19 protein-coding genes are annotated in these 21,771 nt (G+C 61.7%); 4 read left to right on the top strand and 15 right to left on the bottom strand.

The features are described from left to right. Positions 1-162 precede the first annotated feature (162 nt). The 3 genes from E1N52_RS43955 to E1N52_RS00980 all read right to left on the bottom strand — a co-directional run bounded on the left by E1N52_RS43955 (position 163) and on the right by E1N52_RS00980 (position 935). Positions 163-318 (bottom strand): hypothetical protein, encoded by a 156-nt coding sequence (locus E1N52_RS43955; RefSeq protein WP_165979305.1) that lies wholly within the window; start codon positions 316-318, stop codon positions 163-165. A 61-nt stretch (positions 319-379) separates the two neighbouring features. Then, the gene (locus tag E1N52_RS43950) at positions 380-544 is read right to left on the bottom strand and encodes a hypothetical protein (RefSeq protein ID WP_165979304.1); all 165 of its coding nucleotides are present in this window, start codon (positions 542-544) and stop codon (positions 380-382) included. 187 nt (positions 545-731) lie between these two features. Beyond that, entirely contained in the window at positions 732-935 is a 204-nt protein-coding gene (locus E1N52_RS00980) for a DUF2970 domain-containing protein (protein WP_133179356.1), read from the bottom strand. A 435-nt stretch (positions 936-1,370) separates the two neighbouring features. Between E1N52_RS00980 and E1N52_RS00975 the strand changes: the two genes are divergently transcribed. Beyond that, positions 1,371-2,822, top strand: a complete 1,452-nt coding sequence (locus E1N52_RS00975) for an aminotransferase-like domain-containing protein (protein WP_133179354.1) — start codon at positions 1,371-1,373, stop codon at positions 2,820-2,822. A 571-nt stretch (positions 2,823-3,393) separates the two neighbouring features. Here the strand turns inward: E1N52_RS00975 and E1N52_RS00965 are convergent. The 3 genes from E1N52_RS00965 to E1N52_RS00955 all read right to left on the bottom strand — a co-directional run bounded on the left by E1N52_RS00965 (position 3,394) and on the right by E1N52_RS00955 (position 5,781). Beyond that, positions 3,394-4,353: a LysR family transcriptional regulator gene (locus tag E1N52_RS00965; protein WP_246088920.1), complete on the bottom strand. Its 960-nt coding sequence runs from the start codon at positions 4,351-4,353 to the stop codon at positions 3,394-3,396. 216 nt (positions 4,354-4,569) lie between these two features. Next, positions 4,570-5,118 carry a response regulator gene (locus tag E1N52_RS00960; RefSeq protein ID WP_133179348.1) on the bottom strand — a complete coding sequence of 183 codons (549 nt, stop codon included), beginning with the start codon at positions 5,116-5,118 and terminating at the stop codon, positions 4,570-4,572. A 3-nt stretch (positions 5,119-5,121) separates the two neighbouring features. Then, positions 5,122-5,781: a response regulator transcription factor gene (locus tag E1N52_RS00955; RefSeq protein ID WP_133179346.1), complete on the bottom strand. Its 660-nt coding sequence runs from the start codon at positions 5,779-5,781 to the stop codon at positions 5,122-5,124. A gap of 329 nt (positions 5,782-6,110) precedes the next feature. Between E1N52_RS00955 and E1N52_RS00950 the strand changes: the two genes are divergently transcribed. Then, positions 6,111-7,073, top strand: a complete 963-nt coding sequence (locus tag E1N52_RS00950; RefSeq protein ID WP_133179344.1) for a GlxA family transcriptional regulator — start codon at positions 6,111-6,113, stop codon at positions 7,071-7,073. 172 nt (positions 7,074-7,245) lie between these two features. Beyond that, positions 7,246-7,953, top strand: a complete 708-nt coding sequence (locus E1N52_RS00945) for an SDR family NAD(P)-dependent oxidoreductase (protein ID WP_133179342.1) — start codon at positions 7,246-7,248, stop codon at positions 7,951-7,953. A 66-nt stretch (positions 7,954-8,019) separates the two neighbouring features. Here E1N52_RS00945 and E1N52_RS00940 read toward each other — a convergent pair whose 3' ends face one another. The 9 genes from E1N52_RS00940 to E1N52_RS00900 form a co-directional block, all read right to left on the bottom strand. Further along, entirely contained in the window at positions 8,020-8,382 is a 363-nt protein-coding gene (locus tag E1N52_RS00940; protein WP_133179340.1) for a nuclear transport factor 2 family protein, read from the bottom strand. A 100-nt stretch (positions 8,383-8,482) separates the two neighbouring features. Continuing rightward, positions 8,483-9,181, bottom strand: a complete 699-nt coding sequence (locus E1N52_RS00935; protein WP_342777814.1) for a DsbA family protein — start codon at positions 9,179-9,181, stop codon at positions 8,483-8,485. 129 nt (positions 9,182-9,310) lie between these two features. Beyond that, positions 9,311-11,176 carry a biosynthetic-type acetolactate synthase large subunit gene (ilvB, locus tag E1N52_RS00930; protein ID WP_133179339.1) on the bottom strand — a complete coding sequence of 622 codons (1,866 nt, stop codon included), beginning with the start codon at positions 11,174-11,176 and terminating at the stop codon, positions 9,311-9,313. 296 nt (positions 11,177-11,472) lie between these two features. Beyond that, on the bottom strand, positions 11,473-11,673 hold the full coding sequence (locus E1N52_RS00925; RefSeq protein WP_069265958.1) for a hypothetical protein: 201 nt from the start codon (positions 11,671-11,673) through the stop codon (positions 11,473-11,475). 123 nt (positions 11,674-11,796) lie between these two features. Then, entirely contained in the window at positions 11,797-13,590 is a 1,794-nt protein-coding gene (gene dxs / locus E1N52_RS00920; protein WP_133179337.1) for a 1-deoxy-D-xylulose-5-phosphate synthase, read from the bottom strand. 27 nt (positions 13,591-13,617) lie between these two features. Next, a complete protein-coding gene (locus tag E1N52_RS00915) occupies positions 13,618-15,042 on the bottom strand; it encodes an efflux transporter outer membrane subunit (protein ID WP_133179335.1) in 1,425 nt (474 codons plus the stop codon). After that, positions 15,035-16,213 (bottom strand): efflux RND transporter periplasmic adaptor subunit, encoded by a 1,179-nt coding sequence (locus tag E1N52_RS00910; RefSeq protein ID WP_133179333.1) that lies wholly within the window; start codon positions 16,211-16,213, stop codon positions 15,035-15,037. Before E1N52_RS00910 ends, E1N52_RS00915 begins: the two co-directional genes overlap by 8 nt. Then, the gene (locus E1N52_RS00905; RefSeq protein ID WP_133179331.1) at positions 16,203-19,391 is read right to left on the bottom strand and encodes an efflux RND transporter permease subunit; all 3,189 of its coding nucleotides are present in this window, start codon (positions 19,389-19,391) and stop codon (positions 16,203-16,205) included. The genes E1N52_RS00910 and E1N52_RS00905 overlap by 11 nt, the downstream gene beginning before the upstream one ends. A gap of 75 nt (positions 19,392-19,466) precedes the next feature. Beyond that, the gene (locus E1N52_RS00900; RefSeq protein WP_133179329.1) at positions 19,467-20,696 is read right to left on the bottom strand and encodes an MFS transporter; all 1,230 of its coding nucleotides are present in this window, start codon (positions 20,694-20,696) and stop codon (positions 19,467-19,469) included. 142 nt (positions 20,697-20,838) lie between these two features. Here E1N52_RS00900 and E1N52_RS00895 point away from each other — a divergent pair, with 142 nt between their 5' ends. Further along, entirely contained in the window at positions 20,839-21,759 is a 921-nt protein-coding gene (locus E1N52_RS00895) for a LysR family transcriptional regulator (protein ID WP_133179327.1), read from the top strand. The last annotated feature ends 12 nt before the right edge of the window (positions 21,760-21,771 follow it).

Genomic DNA, 21,771 nt, shown 5'->3' with positions numbered 1-21,771 from the left:
CGGCATGCCCTCGCCCGTGATATCGCGATTGATCCACCGGGGGCTGCCGCTTCTCGTGAACTTCACAATAGGTCGAACCAAAAATCTCCTCAAATGATGTTTCGTGATGTCTGCAATCTGTTTGAGTGAAGCATGGCGCTTCCCGTCACGATTCCCGAATGCTTACTCGAGCGGGTCATCGAGCGGGAAGGGTCCCGCCGAATCCATCCAGTCGTACGACTCACCGTGGTAAGCCCACGCCCAGTTGCGCGACGGTGCAGCATGCCGCGTTTGCCGACCTGCTGCTGCGTCGCCTGCGCTATCGCCAGCTTCGATCATACGAAAGTCCCGTGCATCATCTTTCACGATATGGCTCCATTGAAATCGGTCATGAAGCCAATCAGATGCGCTTGCCGGATTCGGCTTGCCTCTGCGCCTCGAGCAGCGCGGCGAACCGTTCCAGCGCTGCCACGCTGCTGTGAACAGAGTGGTATTCCTGCTGCCCAATGCGTGCGTCGAGCACAACTGTCATGCCGGACTGTCGGGCGAGATTGAGGATATCCATCTCACACTCCTTGCCTGAAAACTGGGTGAATCGCGTCGCGTGAATGCAGCGCTTCCTGATAGTCAGATTACGCGCGGCACCACAAAGATCAACGCGGCGCGGGCGAAATCACCGTTATGAAATGCCGAACAATCTCGCATCTGACGATGATTCGCTGGCGCCCCCAGTTTTCGGCGGCACCGGATGCTCAGAAGCCCTGTGCAGTTCCCGTAGAATGCGCGACCAGCAGCACGACACCCAGTATGCAGGCCCCGATCATCGCGGCCAGCACCACCGCCACGAACGGCAGCCACTTGAAGTTCACGCTTGCGAGATCGGCTTCGTGCGACGCGCTCTTGCGTACGCCAAAGAAGCTCCACAGAACCATGCGCATCATTTGAACGAGTTCCATCATTGACTCCGGTTACGTCGATCAGGTCGATCGGATAGCCTGATCTTCAACCTTGCGCGTTGCCAAAAAAAGCAGCAGTTGCGAACGATTTGAGCGATGCAGCCGATTCACGCGCCGGAAGAACCCGACAAAGAAACGCCCCGGTACTCGCGCACCGGGGCGAAAGGCTTGCCACGCTACAGGCAAAAAGAGCCGCAAGCTCTGCGGGTTTAGGTGATGATCCAGGCACTCGCGCAGTTATCCCGGCGCATCCCGGGAGAACAGACCCGGACTGCGATGCGCACTGGCCGCAATGATCCGCCCTCGCAGCAAGCGCGTATAGAAGCAGTCGACGCATAATTGACCGTAGCAGATCGGATTCGCAGTCACGCGCACCATGAGAAAATCGCTCGTAGCACGAGTCCACCCCTGACCTCTTTGGAAGAACCGGCACGCATGACACGCTACGAACGCCTCGCGCAAAGCATGGCCGCCGAGATTCGCTCCGGCAACCTGAAGCCGGGCTCGCGCATGCCGTCGCTGCGGCAAATCATTGCGCAGCACGGTGTCAGTCAGTCCACGGCCGCGCGTGCTTACTACGTCCTCGAACAATGGGGCCTCGTGCGCGCCGAAGAACGTTCGGGCTACTACGTCGCGCCGCTCTCGAAGCCCAGCAAGACGGATTCGCGTGCAACGACGGGCGAGTCCGCCACCGTCGATATCAGCGAGCTGGTGTTTTCGGTGCTCGACGCCGCCAAGCGCCCCGGCATCGTGCCGCTCGGCTCCGCCTTCCCTTCCCCGCTGCTCTTCCCGCTGTCACGGTTGGCGAAATCGCTCGGCCAGGCCGCGCGCAGCGTGAGCCCGTGGAGCACGGTGGTCGATCTGCCGCCCGGCAACGAGAACCTGCGCCGGCAAATTGCGCTGCGTTACATGCGGGTTGGCATCTCGCAGCCGGCCGAGGACATCATCATCACCAACGGCGCGCTGGAAGCGCTCAATCTTTGCCTGATGGCGGTCACGCAGCCCGGCGATATCGTCGCCGTGGAGTCGCCGGGCTTTTATGCCGCGCTTCAGGCGATCGAACGGCTCGGCCTGCGCGCCGTCGAAATTCCGGTAGATACCGACACGGGGCTCGACCTCGACGCGCTGGCGCAGGCGCTGGACAAGCACCCTATCCGCGCCTGCTGGTTCATGACGAATTTTCAGAACCCCACGGGCGTCACGTTGTCGGCGGCGAAGAAAGAAGCGCTAGTCGAGCTGCTTGCGAAACATGAAGTCCCGCTCATCGAAGACGATGTGTACGGCGAGCTGCACTACGCGCCGAACTATCCGCCGCCCGCGATCGCGTTCGACCGGCGTGGCCTTGTCATGCACTGCAGCTCATTTTCGAAGAACCTGGCGCCGGGTTATCGCGTGGGCTGGGCGAGCGCCGGGCGCTTTGCAGAGCGCGTGCAGCGCCTGAAGCTCATGACGACGATCTCGGCGAGTATTCCCGCGCAGGCCGGCATTGCCGACTATCTGGAGCACGGCGGCTACGAGCGTCATTTGAAGAAGATCCGGCTCGCCATGCAAACGCAGCGCGATGCGATGATCGAGGCGATCCGCCGGTGGCTGCCTGATGGCACGCAGTACACGCGGCCCGAGGGCGGCTATTTTCTGTGGCTTACGTTTCGCGAGCGCATCGACGCCATGGCGCTCCATCGTCTCGCGATCGAACGCGGTATCAGTGTCGCGCCCGGTCCAATTTTTTCCGCGTCACGTGCATACGAAAACTGCATACGGCTCAATTACGGCCATCCTTGGTCGGCGCGCATCGATGAAGCAATCCGCACGCTCGGTGAACTGCTCGTTCATCCCGATGTGTGCGCCCAATCGCTGTCAATCGATGCGCGCGGCGCCAACCCATAGCAACCTTAACTACCGAAGAACAGGTTGCAGAAACTCGCCGGGCCCACACAGGCGTTGGCGTCCCTTGCCGGCGTTCTGGCGGGACGCTGCGGCGCCTGATACGTATTCGCCTGCGAAGTATTCGTCTGGGCCGTTTGTTGAACATCCGCGTGGGCGGGAGCGAGGGGTTCTGCGTGGACGGCGAAGCTAGCCGACAGGGAACACGCGAGCACGACAGCAGTAAGCAATTTCATTTCAGTCTCTCTAGCAAGGTGATGGAGGCGACGCCTCCGGGGAAACAGCCTGGCCAGATTAATCACTTTCACTACTCAAGAGAATCCTGCAACCGCGGGAATGATCCTTCCATTCCATGGGAGTATCGAGAACCCGGCTCGCGCAGAACGCGCGGACGCTCATAGCAGACAAACACGGCTCAAGTCCACCGTGCGGCGATAGACATTCCTGTTGAGCCAGGGAACGAAGGTGTATTCGTCATAAGCAGTACTGCCAACGAATATCCAGTTGTGCAATACGTAAGACATCGCTACCTCTTCGGCGTAGAACGAATTCGTTTGCCTCTCGCGGCAAACCGTCACGACATCATCGCGAGAGCTTCACTTCGCTTCATCGTTTGCGGTATGCGTATCACGTCATCGGCACCCGCCTTCGCAGGCGCCCGAAAGAACTCGGTGCAAAAGTCGACGAACATCCTGAACCGTGCCGGGATCAGTTCCCGGTGAGCATAAAAAAGGCATAGTTCAACGCGGCTATCGGATGCCGTGCACTCCGGCAGGACGTGCACGAGATGTCCCATATCGATATCTTCGCGAATCATGGTTTCAGGCAGCGTGGCAATGCCGGTGCCGTCGAGCGCTGCCGCGCGCAGCAGCACGTCGTTGCCTTCCATCGACGAATTGGGCGAAATACTCACTTTCCGGCCGCCCTCATGAAGTTCGATGAAGTCCGCACTCTTCTTTCTCGTTTCCGGATCGATGAGCAGAAAATGGTTGGCGAGCTCCGCAGTGGATTCCGGTACACCGTATTGCTCGAGATACGCGGGCGCAGCTACGAGAATGCGAGGCGAGCGCAATAGCGTGCGGCGAATCACGGTGGACTGCTCGACGAGCTGAGGCGGAAGAATGGCGATATCGAAACGGCCGTCGAACAGGTTCGTGACGTGGTCCTCAACGGAAACCACCAGACTCACATGAGGCGCGATGGCGCGATAGCGCCGGACCAACCGCGAAAACGCGCCGTTCACCAGCGTGGGGTGCACGACGAGCCGCAACTTTCCGCCATTGACCTCATGCTCCATCGCAATGCGCCGGTTCGCTTCGTCCAGTTCTTCGAGCAGACGGCAGCAAATCAGGTAGTACGATTGCGCGGCGTCAGTCAAGGAAACGGACCGCGTGGTCCTGAGCAAGACTCTCGTCTGGACGCATTCTTCGAGCTTTGCGATCGCTTTCGACACGGACCCTGTCGTCACATTCAATGACTCGGCGGCCTTGCTGAAACTCTGATACCGCGCAGCGGCGACGAATGCACGCAACATGTAAAGCTGATCCATCTCGCACCTCACAAGTGTTTTGCCCTGCCCGACGATTCAAAGCGTAGGCGCGCAAGCCGCGCGACGGTATCGTCCGATGTGGTGTGATGCCTTATGCAGGCGCGTGCGCGTCTAATACATCCGGATGGCCTGCACGGGCGGCCGGCATAGCTGCAGATTCGCCAGGCCCGGCAGCGCCCGAATATCAAACGTTCGGCCGCATCACTCTTTCAGCAATTCACTAACCAGTGCGAGAAGTCCTGCGTCATCCACGGGCTTCGAAAAGAAACCGGCGGCGCCGTTATTTTTTGCCCGCTCGCGCACGTCCTCGGTCACATACGCCGTCACGAAAATGACGGGGATCGGACGCTTCCAGCGCTTGATCGACTCGAGCAGCCCAAAGCCGTCCATGCCCGGCATCTGGATGTCGGCAACGACGAGTTTGAGTTTCGAGCGGCGCGTGTCGCCCAGAAGCTCGCCGGCGGACGCATAGTCGATGACGTTCCAGCTCGCCGAACGCAGCGAACTGGACAGCGCCATCCGGACGGATTCATCGTCATCCACCATCGCGATGGTCGCAGACGAGCGCGCGGGTATTATCTGGGGTCCGGTGGACATCGAAATGATGCAGAGAGGTTGAATCTTTCTGCAAAATACAAGCCCGCCGAGGGGCCAGCAATCACACCTTCGGATGATTCTTGTGGCAGCGCGTATTAGCGGAGCGAGTTCCGCGCGCTGACGCAGGCAGCCGATGCGCAGCGAATGTGCCAATGCCTATCTGGCGCCCTGAGGAGCCGGCTGAACCTGCTGCAACTTCTTGATGAGTTCGGCCACCGAGCGCGCATTGAGTTTGTGCATGGCCTGCGCCCGATGGATCTTGACCGTGACCTCGCTCAGGCACAGGAGGTCGGCAATCTGTTTGTTCAACAGGCCTTCCGACACCAGTCCGATCACTTCGCGCTCGCGTGCCGTGAGCGAATCGTACGCTTGACGAATGCCCGCCACGAGCCTCGCCTGGCGCCGCAATTCGCCATCGCGTTTGAGCGCCGCGGCGATCGTGTCAAGCAGATCCTGATCTTTGAATGGCTTCGTCATGAAATCGAAAGCGCCCGCTTTCATCGCCTTGACGGTCATGCCTATATCGCCATGTCCCGTCAGGAAGACGATGGGAAATCGAATGCTCTCTTTAAAGGCTTCCTGTTGAAGCGTGAGGCCGCTCTCGCCGCGTAATCGAATGTCGAGAATGAGACAGCTCGGCACGTCCGGCATTTTCACGGCGAGAAATTCGTCAGCCGATTCGAACGCACGGACCTCGATGCCCACTGACATGAGCAGACTGGTCAGCGCACCACGAATGGACTCGTCGTCGTCGATCACGTACACGAGCGAGTCCGGTAGTTGTTCACTTCGCGTCCCAACGCTATCGTGTTTCATCGCTCGATCTTCGAAGAATTCGTGATGGCGAAAATGTGCCCACGCTCGCCATATGGTATGCAATAGCAAGACTTATCGCCACCGCTTGCACGCTGTAAGCGCTGCCTTCCTTTGAAGCAGGCGCCCCCATAAATCATGCTTTTCAGCCCCGCCCCTTTTGGCGCACCACGCCTCGGGGCTACACGGGTCATCCCTGCGTATGAGGGACCACATGCCGGCAAGATGCAGCTTCAGCCGTTCGGAGAATGGTCAGCCAGGCGTTGCACGCCTAACCTTTTTCCAGCGGGTCATCGCGCTATCGGGATCATTGGTCAAGTTGGGTGCGCAAAATGAAAGTCGCTATTGTGGTACTTGACGGTGTACAGGCCATGGATATCGCAGGCCTGCTCGACGTGTTCTCCGAAGCGAACCGTTTGCTCGGCGAGACGCGCCAGTATCAGGTGCCCCTCATTGGAGAGCACGCAGGTGCCCTCGCCTGCTCGAATGCGATGCAGCTCTGCGTGCCGTGGGTCTATGGAGACTTTCGCGCGAACGTCGATGTGCTGCTGGTGACGGGCGCCGCACACGGAACGCACGTTCGGCCGAAACCGGATTTTCTGGACTGGCTGCGGCGACGCGCACTCGAGTCGAAGCGATACGGCTGCGTTTGCGACGGTGCATGGCTGCTCGGGCGCGCAGGCCTGCTCGATGGCAAGGAGATCGCCGCGCGCTGGACCGACGCGAGCCGGATGGCCAGCGAATTTCCGCGTGCCCGCATACGTCCCGACAAAAACCTGATCCGCGATGGACGCCTGATCTCCTCTGCCGGCGCGACCGCCGGGCTCGATCTTGGCCTCTCGCTCATCGCGCAAGACTGGGGCCAGAAGCTCGCCGAACAGGTGGCGAGACGTCTAGGCGCCAAACTGCGGAGCGAGCCCTGCCAACGTCATCCGCACGTTGCACCGCCAAGCGATGAAAGTTCGATTATCGGAAAGGTACAACGCCATATCGACGACCATCTTTCCGATGTGCTTTCGATAGAGCAGCTCGCCGACGCGGTCTACGTAAGCCGGCGCACGTTATCGAGAATCTTCGCGAAGTATCTCCACACGACCCCTTCCGCATTCGTGGACCAGGTCCGTGTCGGTGCCGCAAAGCGGCTATTGGAGGAATGCAACATGCCGATGAAAACCGTCGCGTTCGACTGTGGCTTTCATAACGCCGCGCACATGCGCATGGTGTTTCAACGGCGCCTCAAGCTCACTCCCCGGCAATACCGCCAACAGTCCCACACGACCGAGGCCGCCGCCTGAGTGATTGCCACGGGCGCAACCGCCATCCCGCCGCGATTTGTTCTCGCGGCGCAAGACTCTTTGTCCATGGTGTGTGTTCGCACTCGCAACGGATACGCCTACAGTGGTTCTCCATCGGATCCATCGATTCGAACGGCCACCCGGCCGACTCACCCATACTATGAGACACACAATGAGCACTTCCAAGGTCGTCATCGTCACCGGAGCATCGCAAGGCATCGGCGCTGAAACCGTCAAGGCCTTCCGCGCGCAGGGCCATCGCGTGGTCGCCACGGCCCGCTCCATCACGCCGGCCGCTGAGGCCGACTATGTCGCCGTGGCCGGCGACATCGGCGACGCCGCCACGGCTCGCCGCGTGGTGGACGCCGCCATCGAGCACTTCGGCCGTGTCGATACGCTCGTCAACAACGCGGGCATTTTCATTGCGAAGCCCTTCACGAAGTACACCGCCGATGACTACGCCGCGATCCTGAACGTCAACCTGAACGGCTTCTTCCACATCACGCAATATGCGATCGAAGCGATGCAGAAGCACGGCAGCGGCCACGTGGTGAACGTCACCACCACGCTTGCCGACAAGGCGAACAGCAAAGTCCCGTCCGTTCTTGCGTCGCTCACCAAGGGTGGTTTGAACGCGGCAACGCGCTCGCTCGCAATCGAATATGCGCGCGCGGGCATTCGTGCCAACGCGGTTTCGCCTGGGATCATCAAGTCGCCGATGCACGCTCCCGAAACGCACGCCGCGCTCGGCGCGATGCATCCGGTCGGTCACATGGGCGAAATGAGCGACATCGTCAATGCGATTCTCTATCTCGACTCGGCACCGTTCGTGACGGGCGAGATCCTGCACGTGGACGGCGGCCAGAGCGCAGGTCACTAAGCGGTTGAGTATTACCCGCGCCCCCGGCCTCGATGGCTCGCCGGGGCGCGGGCGCGTGGCGGCCGCTTATTGCACGTTGGTCAGCGTCTTCGTGATGACGAGCCATCTGTCGCGCTGGCGCATGATCGAAAAATAATTGTAGTAATTGAAACCCAGCATGCGCACATGCAGTTTCGCCGTTGCGATGTTCTGCTGGACATCGAGCATCAGCAGTTCTGTTTCGACCGGCTCGCCCAATTCGGCCGGCGATTTCCTGATTGCCACACCCGCAAGATACTCGTCGATCGTCTTGTAGTAGGGCTGGCCATTCACCTCCCCCGCTACGATCGCGCGCGCGTCGAACACCGTTCTCAGCTGTTCCACATCGCCGCGCCAGGTGGCATCGAAATAGCGCTGCACGAGTTCGACGATTTCGTTGCTGTCGTTCATTGCATCACACTCCTTATTGATTCCCGACTCGGTCCGTCAATTCGAAGCGGGCTGCGCAATCGCTTGCGCAGCCCGCTTCGAACAACCCGGATCAGAACGATCAGGCAAGCGGCCCCTCGATCTCGTTGAGCCTTTCTTCGAGTACGTTGACGCTCGCATAGCCCGAATGCACGGCGTACGTCCGGCCCTGTTCTTCAAGCATCAAGGTCGGGAACGACGCGACGCCAAGCGCTCGCGCACGGGCGAAATCGCGCTGCGTTTCTTCCTTCGTTTCCGCTGCTTCCCACGCCTGGTAGAACGCGTCGGCACTTACCTGAACGCCTACAGCATCCAGCGCGGTCACGGCGATATCGCTCAGCACGCGACCATCGGTCGTATCCAGCCCTTGCACGTAGAAGCCGTTCTGAAGCGCACGGAACACCGAAAGCAAGGCATCGCCACTGGCGAAGCGGCGCGCCGCCACAACGGCACGGCAAATCGGCTCGGTATCGTAGACGAACCCCTCACGCGCCATGAACGCTTCGCGGTTGAACGGCAAGCCGCTCAGCGCTTCGACGCGCTGCCAGTGCTGCAACCGGAAACGCTTGCCGGTTGCATCGAGAACATCGGTCGCCCCGGCGCGAATACCGCCGACCACGATTTCCAGTTTCAGATCCGGCACGCGCGCGACGAGCGCCGACAGCTCTTTGCCAAAGCCATAGCACCACGAACACATCGGATCGCCAACATAGATCAATTTCATTCTTGCTCGCTCAAGTGAAGAGACAACGCGGGGCCCGCAGGACCCCATGCCCCGCATCGCTCCCAGCCATCAGAGTGACTATAGGTTTCTGGCCTCACTCGATAAACGCCGTAGCCAGAACTTCTTTTGTTACATGGCGGAAAGACGAAAGGCTCTTCACAAGCAGAGTGGCGTTGCCATGCTGGCCTAGAACATGTCAGAAGCCGCTTGATGACCTGCACGCGCGCCCCCCGACTCCTCGCCATCCCTCGACGGGATGAACGGGCCGGTGATCATCTCCGAATAGCTCATGCCGGGCCCAACCATCGGAAACACATCGGCATCCTGATCGATCATGACTTCGAGGAAAGCCGGACCGTCGAACGCCACGAAAGCCCGGAGTGCTTCCTCGACTTCGCTCAGGACCTCGACGCGCTGCGCGAATTCGAACCCGTCGGCACGCGCGGCCATGACAAAGTCCTTTCGATGAAGCGACTTGTCGCTCACGCACAGGCGCCCGTCGTAGAAAAGACGCTGCCACTGCCGGATCATCCCGTCACCGACATTGTTGAACAGCAGCACTTTGACCGGCACGCCATACGTGGTCGCGGTCTCGAGATCGCCGATATTCATGCGCATGCTGCCGTCACCGTCGATGTCGATCACGAGGGCATCCGGGCGCCCCATCTGGGCGCCGATCGCAGCGGGCAGGCCAAAGCCCATCGTCCCCATGCTGCCCGAGGTGAGAAAGCTGCGCGGCTCCACGAAATCGAAGAACTGCGCGGCCCACATCTGGTGCTGGCCCACGCCCGTGGTGACAACGGCCCGGCCGCCGGTAATCTCGCTCAGCTTTTCCACCACGAACTGCGGCTGAATGAGCGGGCTCGCGCGGTCATAATTCATGCCGTAGCGCTGCTTCAGCTCCTTGATATGGTCGAGCCACGCCAAAGGCGCTTGCACGTGCGCTTCGTGTTGCATCAGCGAAAGCAATGCGTCTTTCGCGTCGCCCACGTGAGTCCAGTGCGCGCGCTTCACCTTGTTGATTTCCGCTTCGTCGATATCGATGTGCGCAACATGGCGCGCTCGCGGAGCAAATGCATGGGGGCGACCACCGGCGACGCGGTCGTCGAATCGCGCGCCCACGGCAATCAGGAAGTCACAGTCTTCCACCGCGTAGTTTGCGCAGGCCGCGCCGTGCATGCCCAGCATGCCGAGCCCCAACTCGTGCTTCACGGATATTGTGCCGAGCCCCATCAACGTGTTGACCACGGGAATCCGGTAGCGCTCGGCGAACTGACGTAATTCCGCCGTGGCGCCGGCTGTGATGACGCCCCCGCCCACATACAGCAGCGGGCGCTTGCTTTGCGCCAGCAGATCGAAGAATTCGTCGCGCTTGCCCGCTTCGAGACGTGCTCCCTTCGCCACCTTGCGAAGGCGGTCGGAGTAGCCGCGAAACGCCAGCGTGCCGTGCCCCTGCCAGGTGCCGGTCCAGTTCTGGATGTCTTTGGGCACATCCACCACAACCGGCCCGGGACGGCCGGTGCGCGCGACTTCGAACGCCGTGCGCAGCGTTTGTTCGAGCTTGTCCGGGTCGGTAACGAGAAACACCTGCTTGGCGCACGCTGACATGATGTTGAACACCGGCGCTTCCTGGAAAGCGTCGCTGCCAATCGCGGCACGTGGCACCTGCCCGCAGATGAGAACCACCGGGACCGAGTCGCCATTGCAATCGGCAATCGGCGTCACCGCATTGGTCGCGCCGGGACCGGACGTCACCATGAACACACCGACCTTTCCGCTCGCGCGTGCGTATCCCGCGGCCATGAAGCCGGCGGTCTGTTCGTTGGCGGGTACGACGAGGTTGATCTGACGCTCGGGCTCGTCGGCGTGCAGTTCGTTGAAACGGAACACGGCGTCGTAGGTCGGCAGGATCGCGCCGCCGCTATAGCCGAACACGGTATCGACACCCTGTTCGCTAAGTACGCGCAAGATGATGTCGGCGCCCGACATCGGTTCGCCGGGAAGTGGCGCTTTCTGGGAGCTTTCTGGAGCAATTTTCGGGTTCTGGGACATACGAGGCTCGTACGGAAACGGGCGCTGATGCGATCAGCGGCCAAACACAACGGATCATTTCCCTTCCGACTCAAGAACAGCGTATGTCCCCTACCAGCGCGTGGACGACGGCTTCAGCGGGTTCTCCGCATGAAGCACAGTCCACCCTGCACTCTTTTGACGTGCGCCTAGAAATACTGTGAGAAAGGGTTCCAAGAATTCTGACAACGATTGAAGCGGCGCGCGTCAGCAATACGGGTGTTTATGGGCCAGGATGTATCGCATCCGGGCCACCGTGGCTGACGGCCGACCGTTTCCTACCACTCGGCAATGCCGACATCCATGTCCTCGTCGTAGAACGCAACCAGAAACTCTTCGGGCATTAACCACGAATCGACACTCACGGTTTGCGCGCCAACATCGACATCGACTTTCGCGTCGGCGTCGACCGACTTCATCGCATGGACGATCGTCGAAAGATCGTCCGGGCGGATTTCAGTTTTCATCGCGAACTTCATTTTTCACCTCTCTGTCTGGATAACCAGTCTCGATAACTATAGGATCAACGCCCCACGCCACCAACCAGGCCAGCCTCAATTCACTCTTTACATCGCGTAACCCAAACCGGAGGCGCGGGGCAGTCATTCAACCGGGTCGAGCAGGTCTACCGCTTCGGTAAACGCCAGGACGGCTTCCCGCACGCCTGAGACTCCGAGACCATTCAAACGGAGCAGTTCGGCACGGTCGCCGTGCGGGACAAAGGCGTCGGGAAGTCCGAGCCGCAGCATGCGTACGGCCCACCCTTCCGCCGCGATCCGCTCGGCGCATGCGGCGCCCGCTCCGCCGAGCACGGTGCCTTCTTCGATCGTCACGATCACCTCGTGCTCGTTGGCAACCGTCAGCAACAAGTCTTCATCGAGCGGTTTGACGAAGCGCATATCGACCACGGTCGCATCGATCTCCTTTGCGACTTCCATCGCGACCGAGAGCAAGGGCCCGAACGCCAGAAACGCCACCCGCGCGCTGTCCCGCTTGCCGGAGACGCGGCAAACCACGCCTCTTCCGAGTGGCAGCGTCTCTTTCGTCTGCTCAATGACTTCAGATCCCGTTGTCGCCCGCGGGTATCGCACGGCGCACGGTCCAGGCCACGCAAGGCCGGTGTTCAGCATGCGATAGCATTCCTTTTCGTCGGACGGGGTCATCACCACCATATTCGGCACGCAACGCAGGGCCGCGATGTCGAACGCACCCAGATGCGTGGCGCCGTCGCCCCCGGCAATCCCCGCGCGGTCGAGCGCGAACAGAACCGGCAGATTCTGCAGGGCGACGTCGTGAATCAGCTGGTCATAGCCACGCTGAAGAAACGTCGAGTAGATGGCGACGACGGGCCTCATTCCCTCGACGGCGAGGCCGGCCGCCAGCGTGACGGCGTGCTGTTCTGCGATACCCACGTCGATGTAGCGATCCGGATAACGACGCTCGAATCCGGTCAGGCAGGACCCTTCGCTCATCGCGGGCGTGATGCCGAAGATGCGTTCATCCGTTGCCGCCGCGTCGCACAACCATTGACCGAATACCTGGCTATAGGTCAGCTTGCCGCCCTTCTTGCGCACCAACCCGGTATCGGGTTTGAACGGGCTCGGCCCGTGGTACGCAACGGGCTCCAGTTCCGCAGGTCGATAACCTTTTCCTTTCTTCGTCACCACGTGGATGACGTGCGGCCGGTTGCGTGTCTTCGCGTCCCGCAGCGTGGCGAGTAGATTCGCCATATCGTGGCCATCGATGGGACCGACATAGTCCAAACCCAGCGTTTCGAATAGCGTGGATAAAGGGATGTTCTCTTCGTCGCGCCAGCGCGTAACCAGCGCCTCGAGATGGTCATTCAGTCCGCCGACCGCCGGTGAGATCGACATGCGGTTGTCATTCAGAATGATCGTCAGCGGCAGCGTTTCGCAGGATCCCGCGTGATTCAGCGCTTCATACGCCATCCCCGCGGACAATGAGCCATCGCCAATCACCGCAACGACGCGGGCGTCCCGACCGCGCAGCCCCAACGCCATGCCGACTGCCGCCGAAATGGACGTACCGGCGTGCCCGACACCGAACGCATCGTAAGGCGACTCTTCGCGCGCGGGGAAACCGGCCATCCCGCCCACTTTCCGCACGCTTGCCATTTGCGTCTTTCGGCCCGTCAGGATCTTGTGCGGGTAGCATTGGTGCCCCACGTCCCACACCAGGCGATCTTGCGGCGTGTCGAATACATAGTGCAGGGCAACCGACAACTCCACCACACCGAGGTTCGATGCCAGGTGGCCGCCGGTACTCGACACACTTTCGATCACGAATTCCCGAACCTCGTCCACGAGGCGCTGAAGCTCGCGCTCATCCAGATCGCGCAGATTGCTCGGGAAATCGATCATGTCAAGCAGGTTCATGACGTTGCTGTCCTTGTTGTATGAAATTCAACCGGCCTTCAGGTCGTCCGTGGTCCAGCCGCCGCCGAGCGCGTGAATGAGGTCGACATTCGCATCCAGTTGCCGCGTGCGCAGCGCGATGACGCTGCGTTGCGCTTCAAGCTCGGCCGATTGCGCCTCGACCACGTCCAGGTAGCTCACCGCGCCGCGCTGATAGCGCGCGAGCGCCAGGTTGAGCGCGGTTTGGGCCGCGTTGGCGGCGTCCTGCTGCTGATTCGTTGCGGTGCCCAGATCGTCGAGCAACGTGAGGTTGTCTTCCACCTGCCGGAACGACGCCAGCACCACGCTGCGATAGCGTGCGCCGGCTTCGGCCGTGGCCTCCTTCGCCGAATCCAGCTGCGCGTGGCGCTTGCCGCCGTCCAGCAGATACACCGCCAGCGACGGACCGATCGCCCAGTACGAACTGGAAAGACTGAGCAGATTGCCGAGCACCGAGCTTTGCACGCCGCCCTGCGCGCTGAGCGTGAGCGTCGGGAAGTACGCCGCGCGCGCCACGCCAATTTTTGAATTGGCCGCCGCGATGCGCCGCTCGGCTGCGGCGACGTCAGGCCGCCTTTGCAACAACGTCGACGGCACCCCGACCGGAATCACGGGCAACGCGATCGAATCGGTACTCGGGGCAAGCTGGAACTCCGAAGGCGAAGCGCCGACCAGCACCGCCACCGCGTGTTCGAGCAATGCGCGCCTTGCTCTGATCTGGGTGAGTTCGGATTCGACCGATGACAACTGGTTGCTGGCGCGCGCCACGTCGAGCCCCGACACGATGCCCGCGCCATGCCGGTTGCGGGTCAAGTCGAGCGCCTTCTGGTACGCCTCCTGGGTCCCCTCGATCAGCTGAATCTGCTGATCGAGACCCCGCATGTCGATATAGCTTCGGGCCAGCTCGATTTCCAGGCTCAACTGCGTCGAGGCGAGATCCGCTTTCGACGCCTGCCCTTCGTCCTTGCTTGCTGCGACGGAATCGCGCACGCGTCCCCAAAGGTCCACTTCGTAGTCGACTTCGACACCCAGCGTGGCGGAGTTGTAGTCGGTCGGCCCAGTCGGGCTGCGCAACGGCCGCGTGTCCGACTCGCGGTCGCGCTGGACATTGCCCACAGCGGAAACCTGCGGGTACATCTGCGACTTGACCTGCCTGATGTACGCCTGCGACTGCTCATAGTGAAACAGCGCCGCGCTCAGGTCGGGGTTATTCGCGATCAGCCGTTGCTCGAGGTCGTCGAGTTCCGGCTCCTTGTACAGCTTCCACCATCCCGCGCGATCGAGCTGGTCCGCGGGGTTGGCCACGGTCCATGGTCCCTGCGTCTGGTACTGCGCCGCCACGGGTGTTTCCGGAACCTCGTAGTGCGGCGCGAGCGAGCACGCGGCGAGCGCCACAGCACTCACCAGCGTGGCGAGTTTCAGATACTTAGTCATGCTTGCCACCTTTGGCCGTGGGCGCGATCACCTGAACATGGTCGCCTTCGACGAGACCATCGGGCGGCGCGTCGACCACGCGGTCGCTTTGCGCCAGCCCCGAGCCGATATCGACCGCGTTGCCGAGGTCCTGCACGATCGAAACGGGTTTGAAGTGAACGGTGTCGCTGCGATCGACAGTGGCGAGCCGCAGCCCCCGGTTGTCGAATATCAGCGCGCTAGCTGGCACCCGCAGTGCGTTGGCGCGCGCCGGCAGCGAAAAATGCAGATTCACGAAGTCGCCCGGCAACAGCAAATGACCGGGGTTATCGACCATCAGCTGGACGAGCGACGTGCCCGATGCGGCGTTCACCGAGTCGGCCAGACCCACGACCGTGGCGGCGAAAGTCCTGCCCGGATACTCCGGCACGGTGAAGGTGCCCGTTCCACCGGGCTTGACCGCCGGCACGTATTCCTGCGGCACGCGTACGTACACGCGCAGCTTGTCCACGCTCGATACGGAGAAGAGTTGCGGCCCCGTACCGCCGCCCTCATTGATCAATGCGCCAACGTCCGTGTTGCGCGCGGTGATCACGCCGTCGAACGGCGCGACGATTCGCGCGAAGCTCTTGGTCGCGACCAGCCGGTCCAGGTTGGCCTGCGCTGCCGCCACACGGGCCTGCTTCGCCACGTAGTCCTGCGTGCGGTCATCGACCTCCTGGCGCGACACTGAATCGGAGTCCAGAAGACTTTGCCAGCGTGCGGCGGTCGTTTTCGCGAGCGCGGCATCGGCTTGCGCGCTCGCGAGGTCGGCCTTCGCCTGAATCAACTGCTGATCGAGTTCGGGCGTTTCGATCTCGGCGAGCGTCTGGCCTGCCTTCACCGGTGTGCCGATGTCGACGCTCCACGATTTCAGGTATCCGCTCACGCGTGCATAGATGGGCGCGCTTTCGAAGGCCTCCAGTCTACCGGGCAGGTCCAGCGCGCCGCCCGGCGCCTCCGGCGCGGGCACGACGACATTCACGGACGGCACGGCTTGCGCCTCGGTCCAGTCCTTGAGTTGATGCTCATGCTTCATGCGAAGCGAGACGCCACCAGCCACGATGAGGACGGCGAGCGCACCGCCGACGATGCCTGTTAAAGAAAGCTGACGCTGCGCGAGTGCAGCGCGCGTTGTGGGTTCAGAGGACATGGATCGAATCTCCGGTAAGCTGCGCGGCCGTCGATGTGCGACCCCGACGCGAGTGGATCATGCAAAAAATAGCGGGCACGAGAAAAAGCGTTGCGGCAGTGGCGAACAGCAGTCCGCCAATCACCGCTCGGCCCAACGGCGCGTTTTGCTCTCCGCCCTCGCCAAGACTCAATGCCATCGGCGCCATGCCGATGATCATCGAGAGTGCCGTCATGAGGACCGGCCGAAACCGGGTCGTACCGGCTTCCAATGCCGCCTTGAACGCGTCGCCGTGCTCGGCCAGACGTTCGCGGCAGAAACTCACCACCAGAATCGAATTGGCCGTAGCCACGCCCATGCACATGATTGCGCCGGTCAGTGCGGGCACCGAGAGCGTGGTATCCGTCGCAAACAGCATCCAGACGATGCCGGCCAACGCACCAGGCAAGGCGGCCACGATCACGAGCGGATCGGACCACGACTGGAAATTGACGACGATGAGCAGGTAAATCAGTACGACGGCGCCCAGAATCCCGAACGACAAGCCGCCGAAGGCGTTGTTCATCGTCTGCGCCTGGCCAAGCAGAACGACCTTCGCCCCCTTGGGCGCGTCCTTGGCATTGGCCGAGACGATGTGGCGAATGTCGGCGGCGACGGCGCCGAGATCGCGGCCCTGGGTCGTGGCGAACACCTCGACCATCGGCTGCACGTTGTAGTTGCTCACCACTTCGTTGCTGGCCGTGCGGTGAATGCTCGCGACCCCGCCGAGAATTTGCCCATCGTTGGCCTCGGCCCCGCCGCTCACCGGCAGATTCACCAGAGACGAGAGCGAATCCAGGCTGTACTGCGGCGTCTGCAGCACGATCGAATACTCCACGCCATTGGCCGCGTTGAGCCAGTAGGTCGGGTCGATCTGGCTCGAACCCGCCATGTGCACCACGAGGCTGTTGGTCACATCGCGTTCGGTGAGGCCCTGAAGCGATGCGCGGTCCCGATCGACATCGATATTGAATTGCGGATTGGCCTGCGATTGCTCGATGCGCGCATCGACAACGCCGGGCACGTGGCGGATCTGACGCAGCAACGAGTTCGCGTAGGCGAAGTCGGCCGGCAGATTGTTGCCGCGAATCTGCAGGTCGATCGGTGCGGGCGAACCGAAGTTCAGGATCTGGCTCACGATGTCCGCAGGCGGGAACGAGAACGTCACGCCGGGGAACGCACGCGGCAGCGATTCGCGCAACTTGCGCACATAAGCGGCCGTCGGCCCATGGCCTTCTTTCAGCGAGATCTGGATGTCGCCGTCCTGCGGGCCGATCGTGCCCGTGTTGTTGTAGGCCGTATTGATGGAGCTGGTGGAAAGTCCAATGTTGTCCACCACGGTGCCCAGTTCGGAGGGCGGAATCGTCGCGCGCACCTGCGCTTGCACCTCGGCGAAGATCTCGGCGGTTCGCTCCACACGCGTACCCACGGGCGCACGCACGTGCAGCAGGATCTGGCCCGCATCGACGTCAGGGAAAAAGTTGCGCCCGAGCAGCGGCATCAACGCGAACGACACCACGACGAATGCAAAGAAGCCAATCACGAACGTGCGGCGACGTTCCAGCACCCGTTCGAGCATCGCGGCATAGTTCGCACGCACGCGTTCGAAGCGCTGCTCGAATCCGCGGTGAAAGCGCGCCCACACGCCGGCAGACTCGTGATGTCCTTGCTCATTCGCATGGGACTTCAGCAGGTACTTCGCCATCGTCGGCACGAGCGTGCGCGAGAGAATGAACGAGGAAATCATCGCGAAGATCACCGACTCGGCCATCGGCACGAACAGGAACCTCGCCACACCATTCAGGAAGAACATCGGCACGAACACGATGCAGATGCAAAGCAACGAGACGAATGCAGGCGTCACGATTTGTGCCGCGCCGTCGAGAATCGCGCTTTCGACGTCCTTGCCTTGCTCCAGGTGCCAGTTGATGTTCTCGATGGTCACGGTGGCGTCGTCGACGAGAATCCCCACCGCTAACGCGAGCCCGCCGAGCGTCATGATATTGAGCGTTTCGCCGAGCACCGAGAGCACGGAAATCGACCCGAGAATCGCGAGCGGAATAGAGGTCGCGATAATGATCGTCGAGCGCCAGCTACCCAGAAACAGCAGGATCATCACGCTCGTGAGCAATGCGGCAATCAAGCCCTCGCGCGCCACGCCCTTGATCGCAGAGCGCACGAAGATCGACTGGTCGCCGATCGCATCGATCTGAAGCGCGTCGGGCAAGGAGGCCTTCGCATCGGCAACCTTCTGGCGAATGCCGCCGATGATCGACAAGGTGGATGCCGAACCGTTCTTGAACACGGTGAGCAGCACCGAACGCTTGCCTTCCACGTGAACGATATTGGGCTGCGGCGGGCTGCCGTCGGTCACGTCGGCGACATCATGCATATGCACAACGGTGCCGTTGGCCGACTTGATCGGCAGGTTCGCAATGGCCGCGATCGTCTCCGGCGCGTCGTTCAGCTGCAGCGTGTACTCGTAGTTGCCGATCTTTTCGGTGCCGACCGGCGTCACGAGGTTCTGCGCCGTCAACGCGTTGAGCACATCCTCGGCCGACAAGGAGCGGGCTTCGAGTTCGGACGGCTTGATGTTGATCTGAACCTGGCGGTCCTTGCCGCCGAACGGAAACGGGATCGCAGCGCCGTTCACGGTCGCGAGAATCGGCCGCAACTGGTTCTTGCCGAGGTCCGCCAGATTCTGTTCGGAAAGGCCCTTGCCAGAAAGCGCGAGCTGGATAATCGGAACGGTCGAAGCGTTGTAATTGATGATGAACGGCGGCGTCGCCGAGGGCGGCAGCTGCTTCAAAATCTCCTGCGAAATGGCGGTCACCTGCGCATTCGCGGTACCAATGTTGGTGCCAGGCTGAAAGAAGATCTTGACGATGCCGTAGCCGGTAAGCGACGTGCCTTCGATGTGCTGAACGCCATTCACGGTGGTCGTCAACACCCGCTCGTACGGAGCCATCACGCGACCTTCCATCTGGTCGGGCGAAAGCCCCGTGTACTGCCATACCACGCTAATCACCGGGATATTGATCGGAGGAAAAATATCCGTAGGGGTACGAAACGCCGACAAAACGCCGACGATCAGGATAAACACGGCCAGAACGACGAATGTATAAGGCCGTTTCAGCGCAACGCGCACGATGCCAATCATGATAATTCCAGTATTGAAGCTGGCATCGCCCCTAACCGCGGCGGATTCCAGCAAGCAGATTCTCGATGCCTTGAATCAATCTGCGTTTGATGGGATCCGGCCCGCGGACTCGCGAGGCGCACCGATCCAGTGGATGGCGGAAGCCACAATTCCGAGCACAACGCCGAAGGCGACGATGCCAGACCAGCCAAAGCGGCTCATGAGCCAGCCGCTGACCGTCGCACCGACCGCGCCGCCGAAAAAGGTGGCCGTCATATAGAGGCTGTTGATTCGGCCTTGTGCTTTCGGATCGACTGAGAAAGCGCGAGTCTGATTAGAAACGAGACCGGACTGCACGCCGATATCGAGCACGATCACGCCCACGATCAGCAGCGTGAGCGACGTGGCCGCGCCGGAAAGAAGCACGTAGGCGAGCGTCGCGATGACGATGCTCGCGCCGATGACCTTGCGAAAGCCCACGCGGTCGGTGGCATTGCCACCCAGCGATGCGGCGAACGCGCCGGCCGCGCCGATGATGCCGAAGCCCCCCGCCCACGCGCTGCCGAGGTGCCACGGCCCGCTCTTGAGCAGCGCCGCGAGATTGACCCAGAAGGCGTTGAAACAGGCCCACAGCAGCGCCTGGATAATCATCGATTCGCGAATCGGACGATTGTCGCGAACGAGCGGCCACAGCGAAGCAAGCAGACGTCCATACGAAAGATTCGTGGAGGGCACGCCTTTCGGCAGCAGCGCAGCGGCGGCGATAAAGACCGGCACCATGAACGCGGCTTCCACGCCGTACACCGCGCGCCAACCCCACGCCGCGCCAATTGCGCCCGCGATCGTGCGGCCGACGAGGATGCCGACCATGATGCCGCTCACGACGGTGCCGACGTTACGCCCCCGCTCGCTCGGCAACGACATGACGGCGGCGAAGGGCACAAGCTGCTGTGGCACGCAACTCACGATGCCAAGCGCAAACGAAGCCGCGATCAGTGCCCAGATGCCAGGCGCCACCGCTGCTGTCGCCGCGAAAACGAGTGCGAGCGCGATTTGAGTGAGCACGAGCTTGCGCCGGTCGAAGCGGTCGCCAAGCGGCAGCAGCAACGCGAGACCGGTCGAGAAGCCGAGCAGCGCCGCCGCTGCGACGAGGTCCACCGTTGTGATGTTGACCTGCAGACCCGCTGCGATCAGCGGCAGGATCGGCTGCGTGCAGTAGATGTTTGTGATCACTGCTCCTGCGACGACCGCCATCATGACGATCTTGCCGCGCGATGCGACGGCGGGCGTTGCTGCACTTTCTGGGGTGCTGGATAAGCCGCTCACGACAACCTCCTTATTCGTTGAATTTCTCCGGTCTTCGCAGCGGATTGCCGCGATCCAGATTGAGGTCGAACGTTACGCGCTTGCATTTACGAAGAGAATCCCTCACGATCAAGATTCATCCTTCCACTATTTGATAGGGTCCATGAATCGCCTCGAAGCCATGGCTATCCTCGTTTCGGTCGCCGATGCGGGCAGTCTCTCGGCTGCCGCGCGGCATCTCGACATGCCGCTCGCCACGGTCAGCCGCAAGGTTGGGGAACTGGAAGCACACCTGAAGACGCGTCTCTTTCACCGCACGACGCGCAAGCTTTCGTTGACGGAAGCCGGCGCCGCATACGTGGCCGCCTGCCGGCGCATTCTCGAAGACATCGGCGAAGCCGAGCGTGCAGCCACGGGCGAATACGCCGCGCCCAAAGGCGAACTCGTGGTTACCGCGCCCGTTGCGTTTGGCCGCTTGCACGTGGTGCCGGTGGTGGCGGAATTCCTCGCGCAGTATCCGGAGATCGACATCAATCTCCTGCTGACCGATCGTGTCGTTCATCTGATGGATGAACACGCGGACGTCGCGGTGCGCATTGGCGAGCTGCCCGACAGCACGTTGATCGCAACGCGCGTGGGCACGGTGCGCCGGGTCATTTGCGCCAGCCCCGCCTATCTCGCGAAGCACGGCGTGCCCGCCGAACCCGCGGACCTGGCAGGCCATCAATGCATTACCTTCGAGGCGCTCGCGTCGCTGCGCGCGTGGTCTTTCGGCTCCGGCAAGTCGGAGCAGTCCGTGCCCGTTCATTCGCGGCTTGCCGTGAATACGGCGGACGCCGCCATCGAAGCCGCGATCCTCGGCGTGGGTTTGATACGCGTGCTGTCCTACCAGGTTGCACGCGCCGTTCGGGCCAACGAGCTTCGCGTCGTGCTCGACGCATTTGAAGCCGCGCCGCTGCCCGTCAATCTCGTGCATGCGGGGCAAGCACCCCTGCCGCTGAAGCTGCGCGCGTTCCTCGACTTCGCATCGCCGCGCCTGCGCGAGCGCACCGCGGGCGAACTCGTCAACGCCGAGAGCGCATGACGGCCTGAGCCG

This window comes from Paraburkholderia guartelaensis (assembly GCF_004353905.1).
Classification (GTDB): Bacteria; Pseudomonadota; Gammaproteobacteria; order Burkholderiales; family Burkholderiaceae; genus Paraburkholderia; species Paraburkholderia guartelaensis.
This window is presented reverse-complemented; position numbering and strand designations above follow the sequence as displayed.